10 protein-coding genes are annotated in these 16546 nt (G+C 68.9%); 7 read left to right on the top strand and 3 right to left on the bottom strand.

What is annotated here, in order from left to right; translation table 11 throughout:
* Window positions 1-290: 290 nt before the first annotated feature.
* The 5 genes from ileS (at window position 291) to GIY23_RS16325 (ending at window position 6066) form a co-directional block, all read left to right on the top strand.
* Window positions 291-3485 carry an isoleucine--tRNA ligase gene (gene ileS / locus GIY23_RS16345; RefSeq protein ID WP_154077455.1) on the top strand — a complete coding sequence of 1065 codons (3195 nt, stop codon included), beginning with the start codon at window positions 291-293 and terminating at the stop codon, window positions 3483-3485.
* A gap of 264 nt (window positions 3486-3749) precedes the next feature.
* Window positions 3750-3953 (top strand): hypothetical protein, encoded by a 204-nt coding sequence (locus tag GIY23_RS16340; RefSeq protein ID WP_154077454.1) that lies wholly within the window; start codon window positions 3750-3752, stop codon window positions 3951-3953.
* A 58-nt stretch (window positions 3954-4011) separates the two neighbouring features.
* Window positions 4012-4626 (top strand): signal peptidase II, encoded by a 615-nt coding sequence (gene lspA / locus GIY23_RS16335; RefSeq protein ID WP_187351917.1) that lies wholly within the window; start codon window positions 4012-4014, stop codon window positions 4624-4626.
* A 41-nt stretch (window positions 4627-4667) separates the two neighbouring features.
* Window positions 4668-5555 carry an RluA family pseudouridine synthase gene (locus GIY23_RS16330; protein WP_154078907.1) on the top strand — a complete coding sequence of 296 codons (888 nt, stop codon included), beginning with the start codon at window positions 4668-4670 and terminating at the stop codon, window positions 5553-5555.
* Window positions 5556-5673: 118 nt separating this feature from the next.
* The gene (locus GIY23_RS16325) at window positions 5674-6066 is read left to right on the top strand and encodes a hypothetical protein (RefSeq protein WP_154077452.1); all 393 of its coding nucleotides are present in this window, start codon (window positions 5674-5676) and stop codon (window positions 6064-6066) included.
* Window positions 6067-6775: 709 nt separating this feature from the next.
* On the opposite strand, the gene GIY23_RS16320 is transcribed toward GIY23_RS16325, so the two are convergent.
* From GIY23_RS16320 to GIY23_RS16310, 3 genes are all read right to left on the bottom strand, one after another.
* Window positions 6776-7408 (bottom strand): DedA family protein, encoded by a 633-nt coding sequence (locus GIY23_RS16320; protein WP_154077451.1) that lies wholly within the window; start codon window positions 7406-7408, stop codon window positions 6776-6778.
* Between the two features lie 189 nt (window positions 7409-7597).
* On the bottom strand, window positions 7598-7897 hold the full coding sequence (locus GIY23_RS16315; protein ID WP_154077450.1) for a HigA family addiction module antitoxin: 300 nt from the start codon (window positions 7895-7897) through the stop codon (window positions 7598-7600).
* Between the two features lie 144 nt (window positions 7898-8041).
* Window positions 8042-9100, bottom strand: coding sequence for an AsnC family protein (locus GIY23_RS16310; RefSeq protein ID WP_187351916.1), 1059 nt, complete (start codon window positions 9098-9100; stop codon window positions 8042-8044).
* Between the two features lie 302 nt (window positions 9101-9402).
* Here GIY23_RS16310 and dnaE point away from each other — a divergent pair, with 302 nt between their 5' ends.
* Together dnaE and GIY23_RS16300 are read left to right on the top strand one after the other, a co-directional pair.
* Window positions 9403-12999, top strand: coding sequence for a DNA polymerase III subunit alpha (gene dnaE / locus GIY23_RS16305; protein ID WP_154077449.1), 3597 nt, complete (start codon window positions 9403-9405; stop codon window positions 12997-12999).
* 265 nt (window positions 13000-13264) lie between these two features.
* The gene (locus GIY23_RS16300; protein ID WP_323845222.1) at window positions 13265-16531 is read left to right on the top strand and encodes an arabinosyltransferase domain-containing protein; all 3267 of its coding nucleotides are present in this window, start codon (window positions 13265-13267) and stop codon (window positions 16529-16531) included.
* The last annotated feature ends 15 nt before the right edge of the window (window positions 16532-16546 follow it).

The following is a 16546-nucleotide window of genomic DNA, read 5'->3' as shown; positions in this document are numbered from 1 at the left end:
CGCCCGGGTTACCCTGGGTACATCGGCGTCGATCCGGCCATCACCGGGGAGCCTCCGGAAGAACGGGCGTCCGCCCCACTAGACCCGGACGGGTTCGGCCCGTGACAGCCGACGACGAGCGGCCCTCACCGGGCGGGAATCGGTGGGTGGCAAGCGGGGTGGTACCGCGGAACGCGAGCCGGTCTGTGACCGGTCCTCGACGTGTCGTCCCCGTGGGAGCACGAAGGTGCTCGTACGAGGGAGACGACACACCTCGCCGAGGGGCGGGGTCGACGAGGAGCGCACCCGCGATGGCTTACCCCAAGGTCCATCTCCAGTCCGACGACAGCGCGAACGGTGTCGAGGCACAGCCGTCGTTTCCCGAGATCGAGCGCCGGGTCCTCGACTTCTGGGCGAAGGACGACACGTTCCGGGCGAGCGTCGACAACCGCGAGGCGGGAAGGAACGGCGCGAACGAGTTCGTCTTCTACGACGGTCCGCCGTTCGCCAACGGCCTGCCGCACTACGGCCACCTGCTCACCGGCTACGTCAAGGACATCGTGCCGCGCTACCAGACGATGCGCGGCCGCCGGGTGGAGCGCCGGTTCGGCTGGGACTGCCACGGTCTGCCCGCCGAGGTGGAGGCGGAGAAGCAGCTCGGCATCACCTCGAAGTCCGAGATCGAGCAGATGGGCGTCGCCGAGTTCAATGCGGCCTGCCGTGCGTCGGTGCTGCGCTACACCGGCGAGTGGGAGGACTACGTCACCCGGCAGGCGCGCTGGGTCGACTTCGAGTACGACTACAAGACGCTCGACCTGGACTACATGGAAAGCGTCATGTGGGCGTTCAAGTCCTTGTGGGACAAGGGTCTGGTCTACGAGGGCTTCCGGGTGCTTTGGTACTGCTGGCGTTGCGAGACGCCGCTGTCGAACACCGAGACCCGCATGGACGACGTGTACCGGCAGCGCCAGGATCCTGCGGTGACCGTGGGGTTGCGGTTGCGGGTGCCGGACTCCGAGCTCGACGGCGCGCAGGCTCTGGTGTGGACGACGACCCCGTGGACGCTGCCGTCGAACCTCGCCGCCGCCGTGCATCCCGAGATCGAGTACGTGCTCGTGGAGACCGTGAGCGGCGACCGCTACCTGCTGGCAGAGGCGCGTTTGGCCGCCTACGCCCGCGAGTTGGGCGAGGACGCCGCCGATCGCGTCGTGGCTCGATACACGGGCTCGGAGCTGCTCGGGCTCGCGTACGACCCGCCGTTCGACTTTTTCGCGGGCCGGACGAACGCCCACCAGGTGCTGTCGGCGGACTACGTGACCACCGACGACGGTACGGGCATCGTGCACATCGCCCCCGCCTTCGGTGAGGAGGACAAGGTGGTGACCGACGCCGCAGGCATCGAGCCGGTGGTGCCGGTGGACTCGCACGGCTGCTTCACCGCCGAGGTGGCCCCGTACGCGGGGCAACAGGTCTTCGACGCGAACAAAGCCATCATCCGTGACCTGAAGGAAGCTGGGCTGCTGCTGCGGCACGAGACCTACGACCACCCGTACCCGCACTGCTGGCGCTGCGACAACGCGCTGATCCAGCGTGCGGTGTCCTCGTGGTTCGTGGCTGTCTCGCAGTTCCGGGACCGCATGGTGGAGCTCAACCAGCGGATCAACTGGGTTCCCTCGCACATCCGCGACGGGCAGTTCGGCAAGTGGCTGGAGAACGCGCGCGACTGGAACATCTCCCGGAACCGCTACTGGGGTTCGCCGATCCCGGTGTGGGTCTCCGACGATCCGGCGCACCCGCGCTGTGATGTCTACGGCTCGCTGGAGGAGCTGGAACGCGACTTCGGTGTGCGGCCGACGGACCTGCACCGCCCGGGTATCGACGAGCTGACCCGGCCGAACCCGGACGATCCCACCGGCAGGTCGACGATGCGCCGGGTTCCGGAGGTGCTGGATTGCTGGTTCGAGTCCGGGTCTATGCCGTTCGCCCAGGTGCACTACCCGTTCGAGAACGCCGACTGGTTCGAGCACCACTATCCGGGCGACTACATCGTGGAGTACAACGGCCAGACCCGCGGCTGGTTCTACACGTTGCACGTGTTGGCGACCGCGTTGTTCGACCGGCCCGCGTTCTCGAACGTCTCGGCGCACGGCATCGTGCTGGGCCACGACGGCATGAAGATGTCGAAGTCCAAGCGCAACTATCCGGACGTCAACGAGGTCTTCGACCGCGACGGCTCGGACGCCATGCGGTGGTTCCTCATGGCCAGCCCGATCCTGCGTGGCGGTGACCTGGTCGTCACCGAGAAGGGCATCCGGGACGCCGTCCGCCAGGCGGTCCTCCCGCTGTGGAACTCGTGGTACTTCCTCGCGCTGTACGCGAACGCCGAAGGCGTCGAGGGACGGTCCAGTCTGGACAGTGACCACGTGCTCGACCGCTACGTGCTGGCCAAGACCCACGAGCTGGTCGGCGACGTCCAGGCCGCGATGGACGCGCTGGACCTCGCCGGGGCGACCCAGACGGTGCGGGAGTTCCTCGAGGTGCTGACGAACTGGTACGTCCGCCGTTCGCGGGAGCGGTTCTGGGCGGGTGACCGGGACGCGATCAACACGCTGCACACGGTGCTCGAGGTCACGTCCCGCGTGGTGGCTCCGCTGTTGCCACTGACCAGCGAGGCGGTGTGGCGCGGGCTCACCGGTGGTCGCTCGGTGCACCTCACGGACTGGCCGTTGGTCGACGAGCTGCCCGCCGATGCGGCACTCGTGCACGCGATGGACCAGGTGCGCGCGGTGTGCTCGTCAACGTTGGCACTGCGCAAGGGGCACAAGCTGCGCGTGCGGCTGCCGCTGTCGAGGCTGGTGGTGGCGACCCCGGAGGCGGAGGCGCTGAAGCCGTTCGCCGACATCATCCGCGACGAGGTCAACGTCAAGGAGGTCGAGCTGACCGACGACGTCGCCACTCACGGAAGCTTCGAGATCGCGGTGAACGCGCGCGCGGCGGGGCCGCGTCTGGGCAAGGACGTCCAGCCGGTCATCAAGGCGGTCAAGGCCGGCGACTGGAAGCGCACACCGGGCGGCGGTGTCGTCGCTGCCGGGATCGAGCTGGTGGAGGGTGAGTTCACCGAGCGGTTGGTCTCGACCGATGAGGGCGCGGCTTCGGCGTTGCCGAACGGGGCGGGTTTGGTGGTCCTGTCCACCGAGGTCACCCCTGAGCTCGCGGCCGAGGGTCTGGCCCGTGATGTCGTGCGGGTGGTGCAGCAGGCGCGGCGTGAGGCGGGACTGGAGGTCTCGGACCGGGTGCGGGTCGCGGTCACGGCACCCTCGGAGGTGCTCGACGCGGTGTCCGCACATCGCGAGTTCATCGCCGGGGAGACTCTCGCCGACTCACTCGAGACGAACGGCGCTTCCGGTGAACGGAACTCCGCGCTTGCGGACGCCACTGATTCGGCGAGCTCGTCGGGCACGGTGGGTGACGGGCTCGAGGTGAGCGTGCAGGTCGTCAAGGCCTGAGACGGCATCGGGGTCGCGTGTGGTCGCTCTGTGTGACTGGACCAGCCGGGCGGAGGCCTTGGTGGGTGCTGTGACCGGGGCTACTCTCTGAGACGGCGTGATGCCTGGGATGTCCGCGATATCGCACGGTGCCGCCGGGTGACTCGGTGTCCTCGCGTGGTCCGTCGGTGATCCTCGTCGGATGCGCGGCCTTCGCCGAGTCATGCGGGCAGTCGTGCTCCGGCGGGCACGTCGCGCCACTGACACAGAGGTGGTCGATGTCCGATGAGCACGTCACTCTCCCGCATGGCCGTCGCCGCGTTCGCGCTGGCTCCCGCGCTCGGGCTCTCCGCCACGTCCGAGGCCGCGGAACCCACACCCCCGGCGGAACGCTCGGCGACGATCGTGGCCGCCTACGGCGGACCCGACGATCGGGGTCCGGGTGGTGGCATGGGCTACGACCTGCTCGGGCGACTCCTGCGCTGGTGACGCCCACCCGGCGGGAGTGGCTGCGAGCGACGCCGGTGGGGTCGGGGACAATGGTGGCGTGAACGCCGAACAACCCGATCAGGACCCACCGGCGCCCGCGGAACGGGACACTCCCTCCGCACCCCGACCCCGGCGGCTGCTGCCGTTGTTGTTCGGTATCGCCGCGCTGCTGCTCGTCGTCGACGTCGTCACCAAGGTCGTCGCGGTGGCCGAGCTCGAGGGCGAGCCGCCGGTGGAGCTGTTCGGCGGGGCCGTGTACCTCGTGCTGTTCCGGAACCCGGGCGCGGCGTTCTCGCTGGCCACCGGGCTCACCTGGCTGTTGGCGCTGCTCGCGATCGTCATCGTCGGGGTGATCGTGTGGCTGGCCCGCAAGCTGCGTTCCACCGGCTGGGCGCTCGGGCTGGGACTGGTGCTCGGCGGTGCCTGCGGCAACCTCGTCGACCGGATCTTCCGCCAGCCAGGGCCGCTGCGTGGCCACGTCGTCGACTTCGTCTCGTTGTTCGCACCTGACGGCAGCGTGTGGCCGGTGTTCAACGTCGCCGACTCCGCGATCGTCTGCGGCGGCGCGCTCATCGTGCTGCTGACGCTGCTCGGCCGCGACTACGACGGCACGATCCACAAGAGCAAGCGCAAGCAACGCAGCGAGTCCGGCGCCGAGGGAGGCGAGCAGTGAGCGATCTGCGCACGCTTCCCGTCCCGGACGGTCTGGACGGGATGCGGGTCGATGCCGGCCTGGCGAAGCTGCTCGGACTGTCCCGCACGGTCGTCGCCGAGATCGCCGCCGCAGGCGAGGTCCACCTCGACGGTGATCCCGCAGGCAAGTCCGACCGGCTCGTCGCCGGTGCCTGGCTCGAAGTCTCCCTGCCGGAGGCCGGTGATCCGCTGGAGGTCAAGGCGGTTCCCGTCGACGGGCTACGGATCGTGCACCAGGACGACGACATCGTGGTCGTCGACAAGCCGATCGGGGTCGCTGTGCACCCGAGCCCGGGCTGGGAAGGTCCGACCGTGGTCGGGGGTCTGGCCGCCGCCGGCCTGCGCATCTCCACCTCCGGAGCCGCCGAGCGTCAGGGCGTGGTGCATCGGCTGGACGCGGGCACGACGGGAGTCATGGTCGTCGCCAAGAGCGAACGCGCGTACACGCTGCTCAAGCGAGCGTTCAAGGAACGCACCGTCGAGAAGCGCTATCACGCGCTGGTGCAAGGGCATCCGGATCCGAGCCGGGGCACGATCGACGCCCCCATCGACCGGCACCCGAAGTACGACTACAAGTTCGCTGTGGTCACCGGAGGCAAACCGAGCGTCACCCATTACGAGACCGTTGAGGCGTTCCGCGCGGCCTCGCTCGTGGACGTGAAGCTGGAAACCGGGCGCACGCACCAGATCCGCGTGCACTTCGCCGCGGTGAAGCACCCGTGCGTCGGCGACCTGACCTACGGCGCCGACCCGGTGCTCGCCCGGAAGTTCGACCTTCAACGGCAGTGGCTGCACGCTCGCGCGCTGGGTTTCGAGCACCCGTCCGACGGGAGCTGGGTCTCGTTCACCAGCGAGTATCCGACCGATCTCCAGCACGTACTCGACGGCCTGCGCGAAGTCGACGACTAAGAGTGCATTGTGGAACTGCCACAACGTCCTCTGGTTCGGTGTGTGCTCCGCGATGCGCGGGCAACATCACGTACTGTCGGGCGCGACGCTGGAGGTTGGAATGGGCGCAGGAGGACCGGTGAACCGCGGAGACGGCAGGAACGAGGACACGCGCGCGTCGGGGTTCGCGGACTCGGATGCCCCCACTCCCGCCCACGGGATTCCGCTGGGCTTCGAGGACGTGCCGGGCCGGCGCGGAGCCGACGACGGGGTGATCGCGCGCTCGGACGAGGCGACGCCACCGGCCGGGATCGGCGGTCTCGTCGGCCCGGACGGCGTGATCGGCCAAGGTGTCGTGGAGCCGGAGGACTTCGGACACGCCGGCCCGGCGGTGCTCGGCGAACCGGATCCCGGTGAGCACGGACCGCGGCAGGAAGCGACGGACTGGCCGAAGTTGGAGTACCGCAGTCGCGCCAAGCAGCAGCGTCCGGGCGCGATGGACTGGCTGCGCGGCGGTCGCGACGACGCCTGACTTCCGGCAGTAGCCGGTGCCGGGGGATGCGGCTATCGTCCCGCTGGTGACTCGCGCGAAGATCGGCGGCTACCCGCGACTCTGGGACTGCCTGCTGTGGCTGGTGCTGGTCACTCCAGGCGCTGGTCAAGCTGTCGCGAACGCGCATGCCGGTTCGTCCTGGTGGCATGTGGCACTCGGCGCGGTCGCGCTCGCACCGGTGGTGTTGACGGCGCGTCGGCTGCCGACGACGGCACTCGTCGGGTCGGCGGCGACCTGTGCGTTCGAGCCGGTGTTCCTCTGGGCGCCGGTCGCCTTCAGCGCGCTGGCGGGCCGCCGATTGGCGGCCGCCCGACCGGCACTGCTGGCGTTCGCCGGGATCGCTGTCGCGCGTGGACTGTGGTTCGTCGTGGTCGACTTCGATCTCGGTGTCCTCGTAGAGACCGTTGTGGCCGTCGCATTCCTGGGGCTTGCTCCGTGGCTGCTCGGTCGCTACCGGAGGCAGCAGGCGGCACTGACCCGGTGGGGATGGGAGCGTGCCGAGCATGTGGAGGGCGAGCATCGCGCCGTGGCCGAGCAGGCAAGGTTGCGGGTTGGTTTGCGTGGGTGGTCGGGTGGCGGAGAACCCGCGGGCGGCCGGGCTGCGTACGTGGGTACTGCTGAGCGGTTTCGCCGCCGACACGCCACGACGACAGCTCAGCCTGCGAGGAGTCCTACGAAACGAACGAGCTCACCGGTGGATCAGTTCGCGTTCCCCGGTTTCCTGCTCGCGGCGTCGGCGTCGGTAGCGCACGGCTTCCACCAGGCCGGTGATCACCAGCGCGAGGCCGATGCCGAAGGCGACCCCCTTGATCGGGTCCTGCTCGAAGGCGTGTCCGCCGAGGTAACCGATCAACGCCGAGTACACCGCCCACGTCACTACGGCGATCACGTCGAAGGCGGCGAACCGGCGCAACGGATAGGCCACCGTGCCGAGGGTGATGGTGGTCGCGGTGCGCAAACCCGGAATGTAGCGGCAGATCACGAGCACCAACCCGCCGCGTTCGCCCAGTGTTCGCGACGCCCAACTGAACGGAGCACGCTTCTTCGAGTGGGGTGGCAGTCTCTCGATCAACCTCCGGCCGCCGTTGCGGCCGAGCAGGTAGGAAACGTGGTCGCCGACGAACGCCCCGAGAGCGGCGACCGCGACGACCGCCGCGAGATTCGGTTCGCCCGAGACCGCGAACACGCCCGCGGTGATCACCAGGCTTTCGCCAGGGACGACGGGGAAGAAGCCGTCGAGCGCGGCGGCGGCGAACAGCGCGAGGTACACCCACGGTGAAGTGACGGCGGCATGAAGCAGGTCGGCGAGCGCCTCGAACATCGAGTCCCCAGTCAGGTCTACGCGGTCAGATCCACGAACGAATCGCGTCGACCCTACGAAGACGGCATCGAGGCCCACATCGGACGATCGGCAGTCTGTTCCCTGACTTCGGTCAGGGGCGTCCCTTCCGGGAGTCAGAGGTCGAGAGGTCCAAGGTGAGGGTGTGCTGGACGTCGTTGAGGTGTTCCGTCAGGTGCTCACGGGCTGGATCGCGCACAGCGAGTCGCCGAGTTCGTCTTTGGCGATCTCGCGGTCGTAGTCGGCCTGCATACCGATCCAGAATCCCTCGGACAGGCCGAGGTACCGGGACAGCAGCAGCGCGGTCCTCGCGGTGATACTGCGCTGACCACGAGTGATGGCACTGATCCGAGTTTGGGGCACCCCGATCGCCTGAGCGAGGCGATAGTTGCTGATGCCCATCGGTTCGAGGAACTCCTCGCGCAGAATGATTCCCGGGTGCGTGGGAGGCGTGGCCGTCTCGTAGATCATGGTCGTCTCTCGATCGAGCGATTTCGCGTTCTCGGGCGGAGCGCACAGCCGGACGCACCCTGGTACTGCCACGCCAGTACTGCGCATCGGCAGTATCGAGGAGCCGTGCGTACCGACGCCACCCGGCGCGATGCCGAGACCACGTCAGAGGTCGGAGAGGTCCCAGGTGAGGGTGTGCTGGACGTCGTTGGGGTGCGGGGACCAGCGCAGCGAGCTGAGCACGGTGTCCTCGGGCAGCACGTAGAGCGTGTGGCCGCCGGTCGTCTCACCCGGCTGCACCCCGATCCGGTGCGGAGGTCGTGACGACAGCGTCACGGTGGACTTCGCGACACTCGAGCCGTCGGCGGCGACGAGCACCAGGTACTGGTCGGGCAGCGAGGTCAACGGCTGCGTTCCCCGGTTGGTCAACTCCGTGTGCACCACCACGGAGCGTTCGCCGTCTTGCAGCTCGTGGCCTGCGGCGGTGAACAGGAAGTCGCCCGGGTCCACCACCTCGACGAGCTGGATCGTCATGCGCTCACCGTCGGGACCGTCGACGTCGAGTTTGCTGCCGACGCTGCCGGTGCGCGGTCGAGCGACCGGCGCCACCTCGGTCGTCTTCTGATCGCCGCGCGTCCATGCCGCCGAACCGGGCGGCCCCCAGGTGTTCCCGGTGGCTTGCGGCGGCTGCGCGTTACCCTGTGCGAGTGGCGGCTGGGGAGTGTACGGCTGCGCGACACCGTGCGGGCCGCTCGCCGCCGCGTATCCGATAGGTACCCGATGCCCGCCGCTGAGCTGCCCCTGCATCGGATGCGGGCCGCTGGGCTGGTTCTGCGTCGGGTGCGGTCCGCTGTGCGGGGTGGCCGGACCGCCCGGTCGGCCCTGAGTGGGGTACGGGCCGCTGGGTTGGTTCTGCACCGGGTACGAACCGCTGTGCGGGGTGGCGGCGGAGTGGCTAGCGGGGTGACCGGCCGGCTGAGCGGGATACGCGCCACTGTGCTGCTGGTTCCATGCGTTCGCGGCCGCGATCGCGTTGCGGATCGCGTGCGTGTCGCACTCGACGCCGACCACCAACGGGAGACCGGTTCCCGACAAGGCCGCCAACCGTGACGCGACGTCGCGTACGTCCATGCCGAGCCGCGCGGCGAGGTCCGGCACGGCGGCGCGACCGGTCTCGGCGACGGCGCTGAGCAGTCGCACGTCCACGGGATCAGGGGCAGTCACGTCCGGTCACGCTACCCTCTCGAGATCGCCGGTGGGCGCGGGGCGGGGTAGGCCGCGAGGAACACGGCCCGCGGGCTCGATGGTCTCGCGTCGTCTTTTCGTGCAGGTGGCGGGACTGCTGTGCGTGGCGCGGCGGTTCCGGATCGGTCAGGTTCGCGGCACGCCCGGGGACGTCGTCGGCGAGTCCGGGACGCAGCGTTAGGCTGTCGCCGAACCCGATCTCGCCTACCGAGTCCGCGGCCTCGCGCCGCGTTGATCGAGCGACGATCGGGGCAGCCGAGCGAGAAGGGGAGGACTCACCCGTGCCCGTCGATCCCTTCGTTCATCTCCACGTGCACACCGAGTACTCGATGCTCGACGGTGCGGCGAAGATGGGCGCCCTGTTCGCCGAGGCGCAGCGGTTGGGAATGCCCGCCGTCGGGATGACCGACCACGGCAACATGTTCGGCGCGGACGAGTTCTACCAGCAGGCGAAGAAGACCGGCATCAAGCCGATCATCGGCATCGAGGCGTACGTGGCGCCGACCAGCCGGTTCCACAAGAAGCCCGTCTTCTGGGGCGAGGCCAAGCAGCGGTCCACCGACGAGTTCGGTGAGGGCGGCGACGTCTCCGGTGCGGGCGCCTACACGCACATGACGATGCTGGCCCGCAACGCCACCGGCCTGCGCAACCTGTTCACCCTGTCGAGCTTGGCCAGCATGGAAGGCCAGTACCGCAAGCCGCGCATGGACAGGGACCTGCTCGCCGAGCACGGCGAGGGGATCATCGCGACGACCGGGTGCCCGTCGGGCGAGGTGCAGACGCGGCTGCGGCTGGGGCAATACCGGGAGGCCTTGCAGGCGGCCTCGGACTACAAGGACATCTTCGGTGCCGAGAACTTCTTCGTGGAGTTGATGGACCACGGCCTGCCGATCGAGCGCGCCGTACGGGAGAACCTGCTCAACATCTCGCGGGAACTCGCCCTCGAGCCGCTGGCGACCAACGACAGCCACTACGTGACCGTCGACCAGGCCGGGTCGCACGGGGCGTTGCTGTGCGTGCAGTCGGGCAAGACGCTCAACGACGAGTCGCGGTTCAAGCTCGACGGCGACGGCTACTACCTCAAGTCCGCGGAGGAGATGCGGGAATACTGGGACACCGAGGTTCCCGGCGCCGCGGACAACACGTTGCGCGTCACCGAGATGATCGAATCCTACGACGACGTCTGGTCCTTCCAGGACCGGATGCCGCGCGTGACGGTCGAGGGCGGCACGTCCGAACGGGACCAGCTGCAATCCGAGATCGACGAGTACCTGCCGACGCGGTACCCGGACGGGGCGTCACAGGAGGTCCTGGACCGGGTGAAGACCGAGATCGACGTCCTCGACACCAAGGGTTACTGCGCGTACTTCCTCGTCGTCGGCGACGTCACCCGGTGGGCGAAGTCGCAGGGCATCCACGTGGGTCCCGGGCGTGGCTCGGCAGCGGGGTCGTTGCTGGCCTACATCCTGCACATCACCGACCTGGATCCGCTGGAACACGGGCTGATCTTCGAGCGGTTCCTGAACCCGGAGCGGGACTCGCCACCGGACATCGACCTCGACTTCGACGACCGGCGCCGCGACGAGGTGCTGCAGTACGCGATCGACAAGTACGGCCGGGGCAAGGTCGCGCAGGTCATCACCTTCGGCAAGATCAAGACCAAGGCGGCGATCAAGGACGCCGCGCGGGTGCATCACGGCCAGCCGGGCTTCGCGATCGCCGACAAGATCTCCAAGGCGCTGCCGCCGCCGGTCGCGGCCAAGGACATTCCGCTCTCCGGCATCGTGGATCCGGAGCACGAGCGTTACGCCGAGGCCACCGAGGTCCGGTCGCTGATCGAGACCGACCCGTCGGTCTCGCAGATCTTCGACACCGCGCGCGGGCTGGAAGGCCTGATCCGCAACGCCGGTGTCCACGCGTGCGCGGTGATCCTGTCCTCCCAGGACCTGCTCGGTGCGGTTCCGCTGTGGCAGCGGGACGACGGCTCGGTCATCACCGGGTGGGACTACCCGTCGTGCGAGGCCATCGGCCTGCTGAAGATGGACTTTCTGGGGTTGTCGAACCTGACGATCCTCGGCGACGCACTGGAGTCGGTGCGGGCCAACCACGACCTCGAGATCGACCTGTCCACGCTCGGACTCGACGATCGTGCGACCTACGAGCTGTTGTCGCGGGGTGAGAGCCTCGGAGTCTTCCAGCTCGAAGGTGGCGGCATGCGGGAGCTGCTCAAGCGCATGCAGCCCACGGAGTTCGGCGACGTGGTGGCGGCGAACGCGCTGTACCGCCCGGGGCCGATGGAGGTCAACGCGCACCTCGACTACGCCGACCGCAAGAACGGTCGCAAGCCGGTCGAGCCGATCCATCCCGAACTGGCAGAGCCGCTCTCCGACATCCTGGCCGAGACCTACGGGCTCATCGTCTACCAGGAGCAGATCATGGCGATCGCGCAGAAGGTCGCCGGATACACGCTGGGACAAGCCGACATTCTGCGGCGCGCGATGGGCAAGAAGAAAAAGGAGGTCCTGGACGAAGAGTTCGGGCGCTTCCAGGCGGGCATGCGCGAGCAGGGTTACAGCGACGAGGCCATCGACAAGCTCTGGTCCACGGTGCTGCCGTTCGCCGGGTACGCGTTCAACAAGTCGCACGCGGCCGGGTACGCGCTGGTGGCGTACTGGACGGCGTACCTGAAGGCCAACTACCCGGCCGAGTACATGGCGGCGTTGCTGACCTCCAACGGCGACAACAAGGACAAGATGGCGGTCTACCTCGGCGAGTGCCGGCGGATGGGCGTCAAGGTGCTGTCCCCCGACGTCAACGACTCCGGCCTGATGTTCACCGCCGTCGGATCCGACGTCCGGTTCGGCCTCTCGGCGATCCGCAACGTCGGCACGAACGTGGTCAACTCCATCGCCACGATGCGCGACGAGCAGGGCCGGTACACGTCGTTCACCGACTTCCTGGACAAGTCCGAGACGGTGGTGTGCAACAAGCGCGTCATCGAATCGCTGATCAAGGCGGGGGCGTTCGACTCGCTCGGGCACACCCGGATGTCGTTGACCCAGCATCACGAGGCCGCCGTCGACGCGGTCGTCGGGCTCAAACGGCAGCAGGCGCTCGGGCAGTTCGACCTTTTCGGTGCGGACTCGGGCGCCGAGGGCGCTGAGAACTCCTCCCCGCTGGCTCACCTGCAGTTCACCCCGGAGGAGTGGCCGCGCAAGCAGCTGCTGTCCTACGAGCGGGAGATGCTCGGCCTCTACGTCTCGGCGCATCCGCTGGACGGGGCGGAGCGGCTGCTGGCTCCGTACCAGGACACCGGGATCGCCGCGCTCGTCTCCGGCGACCGCGAGTCGTCGAAGGACGGCAAGGAGCAGCAGTGCAAGATCGCCGGGATGATCTCCGGCATTCAGCGGCGCATCAACAAGAACGGCCATCCGTGGGCGATCGTGACGCTGGAGGACCTCGACGCGGGCGTGGAGGTGCTGTTCTTCCCGAAGTCCTACGAGGTGTTCGCGGACTGTCTCGTGGAGGACACGGCGATCGCGGTCAAGGGGCGCATCAACGAGCGTGAGGGCACGGTGAGCGTGTTCGCCTCGGACGCGCTGCCGATCGACATCTCGGCGGCGGAGACCGATCCGGGGACGAGCCCGGCGTTCGTGATCAAGGTCCCGGCCAACCGGGTAGACCGTTCGCTGGTCACGGAGCTCAAACGCACCCTGCAGGCGCACTCCGGCGACGTCCCGGTGCACGTGAAGTTGCAGGGCCCGCGCGGCGTGACCCGACTGGCGTTGTCGAGTGACTTCTTCGTCGCCACCGACAACGGCCTGCAGGGCGAGCTCAAGGGGCTTCTCGGAGCAGGCTGCTTCGAACCCACAGGCTGACTGGTCGGGGTGGGTTGTTTGCGTTGGTGGTGGGGTGGCGGAACCTCAGCGCCCTCCTCGCTGCGGGATCGATTTCTTGAGTAGCGGCCTACGCGGCGAAATCGCTGTCCTCGCGAGGAGGGCGCTGAGAACCCGCGGGTGGTCCGGCTGCGTAGAACGCCGAAGGGAATGAGCCCGACCAGCGCCACCCGGCCACCGAGCACACCCTTCTGTCGTGAGTTCGCAGCACGCAGCGTGAGCGGCGGGTTCGGCTTAGTCTCGGGTGGTGCTGAAGGATCTCGACGACGGTGAGGCGACCGGGGGCCACGTACGCCGCCCGGTCGCCGAGTTCGGGCACAGGGTGTCCGGTGCCCGTCGGGTGAAGATCTGGGCCGTGGTGTGCGGCGTGCTCGGCACGCTGTTGTCGCTGGCGGTGCCGTTCCTGCCCGTCCACCACGAGATCACGACACTCAAGTGGCCGACCGCCCAGGGCACGGCCCCGGTGGCGGCGCCGCTGGTGAGCTACTCGCCGCTGTGGCTCAGCGCCGACGTCCCGTGCGCCACGGCGCGGGACGCCACCGAGCGGTCGGGGGGTTCGGCGGTGCTGCTGTCGACGAACCCGCCGGAGTCCCAGTACGGCAACCTCACGGGGCTGTCGCTGCAGACCGAACGTGACCGGCTGGACCTGCGTAGCCGGGGCCAGCAGCTCGGTTCCGTCTCACTGCCGCCGGGCGACTGCCTGATCACGATCCGCTCGGACGGGGAGCGGACCACCGCGAGCGTCGACCAGCGGCCGTTCGCCACCGTCGCCGGCGACCAGCGCCCGCAGCTGACCGGCATCTACTCCGACGTGGACGGTGCGGCAGACGACGTGCGCGGCCTGTCCTTCGAGGCGCGGGTCGACAACCGGTTCGACAGTACGGCGACGGTGCTGAAAGTCGTGGTGATGGTGCTGGCCGTCGTCGCGTTCGTGGGCGCCGCGTGCTGCGTCCGGCTGCTCGACGCGCGCGCGGGTCGACGACCTCCCCGGCTCGCCCCGCGCGGCTGGTGGAAGCCGACGTCACGAGACCTCGCGGTCTACGGCGCGATCGTCGTGTGGTGGCTCATCGGTGCCATGACCTCCGACGACGGATACATCCTGAGCATCGCACGATCACGGGAGAGCGCTGGGTTCGTCAGCAACTACTACCGCTGGTTCGCGAACCCGGAAGCCCCGTGGGGGTGGTTCTACGAGATCTACACCGTGTGGGTGCAGGTGTCGACGGCGACGTTGTGGGTGCGGATGCCCGCGTTGCTGATGGCGATCGCGAGTTGGCTGCTGATCAGCCGCGAAGTGCTGCCCCGGCTCGGTCAGAAGGTGCGGCGCAGCGGCGCGGCCGGGTGGGCTGCCGCCGCCGTGTTCCTCGCGTTCTGGCTGCCGTACAACAACGGCTTGCGTCCCGAGCCGGTGGTGGTCGTGTTCTCGCTGCTCACGTTGTGTGCCGTCGAACGGGCCGTGGCGACGAGGAGGCTGTTGCCCGCCGCGCTCGGCCTGGTCGGTGCGGCACTGGCCGTGGGGGCGAACCCACACGGCCTGGTCGCGGTGCTGCCGTACCTGGCCGCGATCAAGCCGTTGTCGCGGCTGCTGCGGGACCGCGCGCGCCAGTTCGGGTGGTTGCCGGTGCTGGCCCCGCTGTCGGCGTGCGGCTTCGTGATCCTGACCGCGGTGTATTCGGACCAGACGTGGCGCTCGGTGCTCGACGGGATCGAGTTGAAGACGACGTTCGGCCCCAGCGACAACTGGTACGAGGAGTTGATCCGCTACAACCTGCTGTTCAGTTTCGAGCCGGACGGTTCGTTGTCGCGACGATTCCCGGTGCTGCTGGTGATGTTGTGCCTGGTGACGTGCGCGGTGGTGTTGCTGCGCCGGGGGCGGATCCACGGTGCGGCACTGGGCCCGAGTCGCAGGCTTCTCGCCGTCACCGCCATGTCGTTCGTGGTGCTGGCGATGACGATGACGAAGTGGACGCACCACTTCGGGATCTTCGCCGCGGTCGGCGGTGCGCTGGCGGCGCTGACCGCGCTGGCGACGAGCAGCACTGTGTTGCGTTCCAAGCGGAACCGAGCGGCGTTCTTCGCCGGGTTGATGCTGATCTCCGCGCTGTCCGCGACGGGCACGAACGGGTGGTGGTACGTCTCGGGCTGGGGTGTGCCGTGGTTCGACAAGCCGCCGTCGATCGAGGGTTACAACGCGAGCACGGCGTTGCTGGTGGGCGCGGCCGTCGCCGGGATCGTGGCCGTGATCGAGCACGTTCGTCTCGACGAGCGCCGGACGAGGCTCGCCCGCACCGAGAAGTCCAGCCGTGCGTTGCGACTCGGGACGGCGCCACTGGCGATCATTTGTGCGCTGCTGGTGGTGGGGGAGATCGCGGCGTTCGGCAAGGCCGTCCACGAGCAGCGGGGCAGCTACAGCCTCGGTGCGGACAACGTGCGCCAGCTGCTCTCGTCCTCGTGCGGGTTGTCGGACTACGTCGACGTGGAGATGCGTCCACGGGACGGGCTTCTTCCGGTCTCGGCGAACCAGCCCACGCAGGTGGCCCCGGGTACCGAGATCCCGCGCGGTGCCGCCGAGGAAGACGGTCGCGACGGCTACCTGCGGCCGGTGCAGGACGGGTTCTCCCGGCCGGGTCTGCCGCCCGGTGACGGCTCGGATCCGCTGGAACCGGATTGGGAGCCGCCGCACCAGTTCGGGGACGACGAGGCGCCGGTGTGGGGAAGCTACGACCCGAACGGGTCCGGCACCGCCGAGCTGCGGACACAGTGGTACGACCTGCCGGAGAAGGCGCGGTCCGGTGCGTCACCGTTGGTGGTGTCGATGGCCGGGGCCGAGGCGGAACCGAACTCGGTGGTCGCCGAGTTCGGCCGGGACACCGCGCGGGGCTTCGAGATCACGCACCGCGAGACGCTGCTCATGGGCCCGCCTCCGGAGTGGCGGGATGCACGGGTGACCGTTCCGGAACCCGCGCGTGGTGCCGACCGGGTCCGGCTCGTCGTCGACGATCAGGCGTTGGGCATGGCGGGCTGGCTGGCCGTCAGCGCACCGCGCGTCCCGCAGCTGCAGACGATGGCCGAAGTGCTCGGTGACGAGCCGACGTTCGTGGAGTGGCCCGCGGCGTTCGTGCACCCGTGCGCGAACCTCTCCGGGATCGGGAACGGGATCGCCGAGGTGCCGAAGTTCCGGGTGGTGGCCGGTGCCGAGCTGCGGGGCGCGGGGGAGAGCTGGTCGTCGCCGGACGCGGGTGGCCCGTTCGGCTGGATGAACGTGACCACCACGGTGCGTGAGTTGCCGACGTATCTGCAGGGCGACATCAAGCGGGACTGGGGAACCCTGTACGCCGTCGACCCGGTGGTGGCCGAAGCCTTGCCCGCCGAGACGGCTGTGGTGCAGCACCGGGAGACGCACGGGGGTCTGTGGTCGCCGGGACGGCTGAGCCTGAACGTGCAGTTGCCCGGTGACGTGCCGAGTTCCGCCGATCGGGACACGCAAGGGGCCTCGACGAACCAGCCCGACTGAGTATCGTCGGGTGAC

Source organism: Allosaccharopolyspora coralli, from assembly GCF_009664835.1.
Lineage (GTDB): Bacteria > Actinomycetota > Actinomycetes > Mycobacteriales > Pseudonocardiaceae > Allosaccharopolyspora > Allosaccharopolyspora coralli.
Note: the sequence above shows the minus strand (reverse complement) of the source record. Positions and strands in the feature narration are given on the sequence as shown.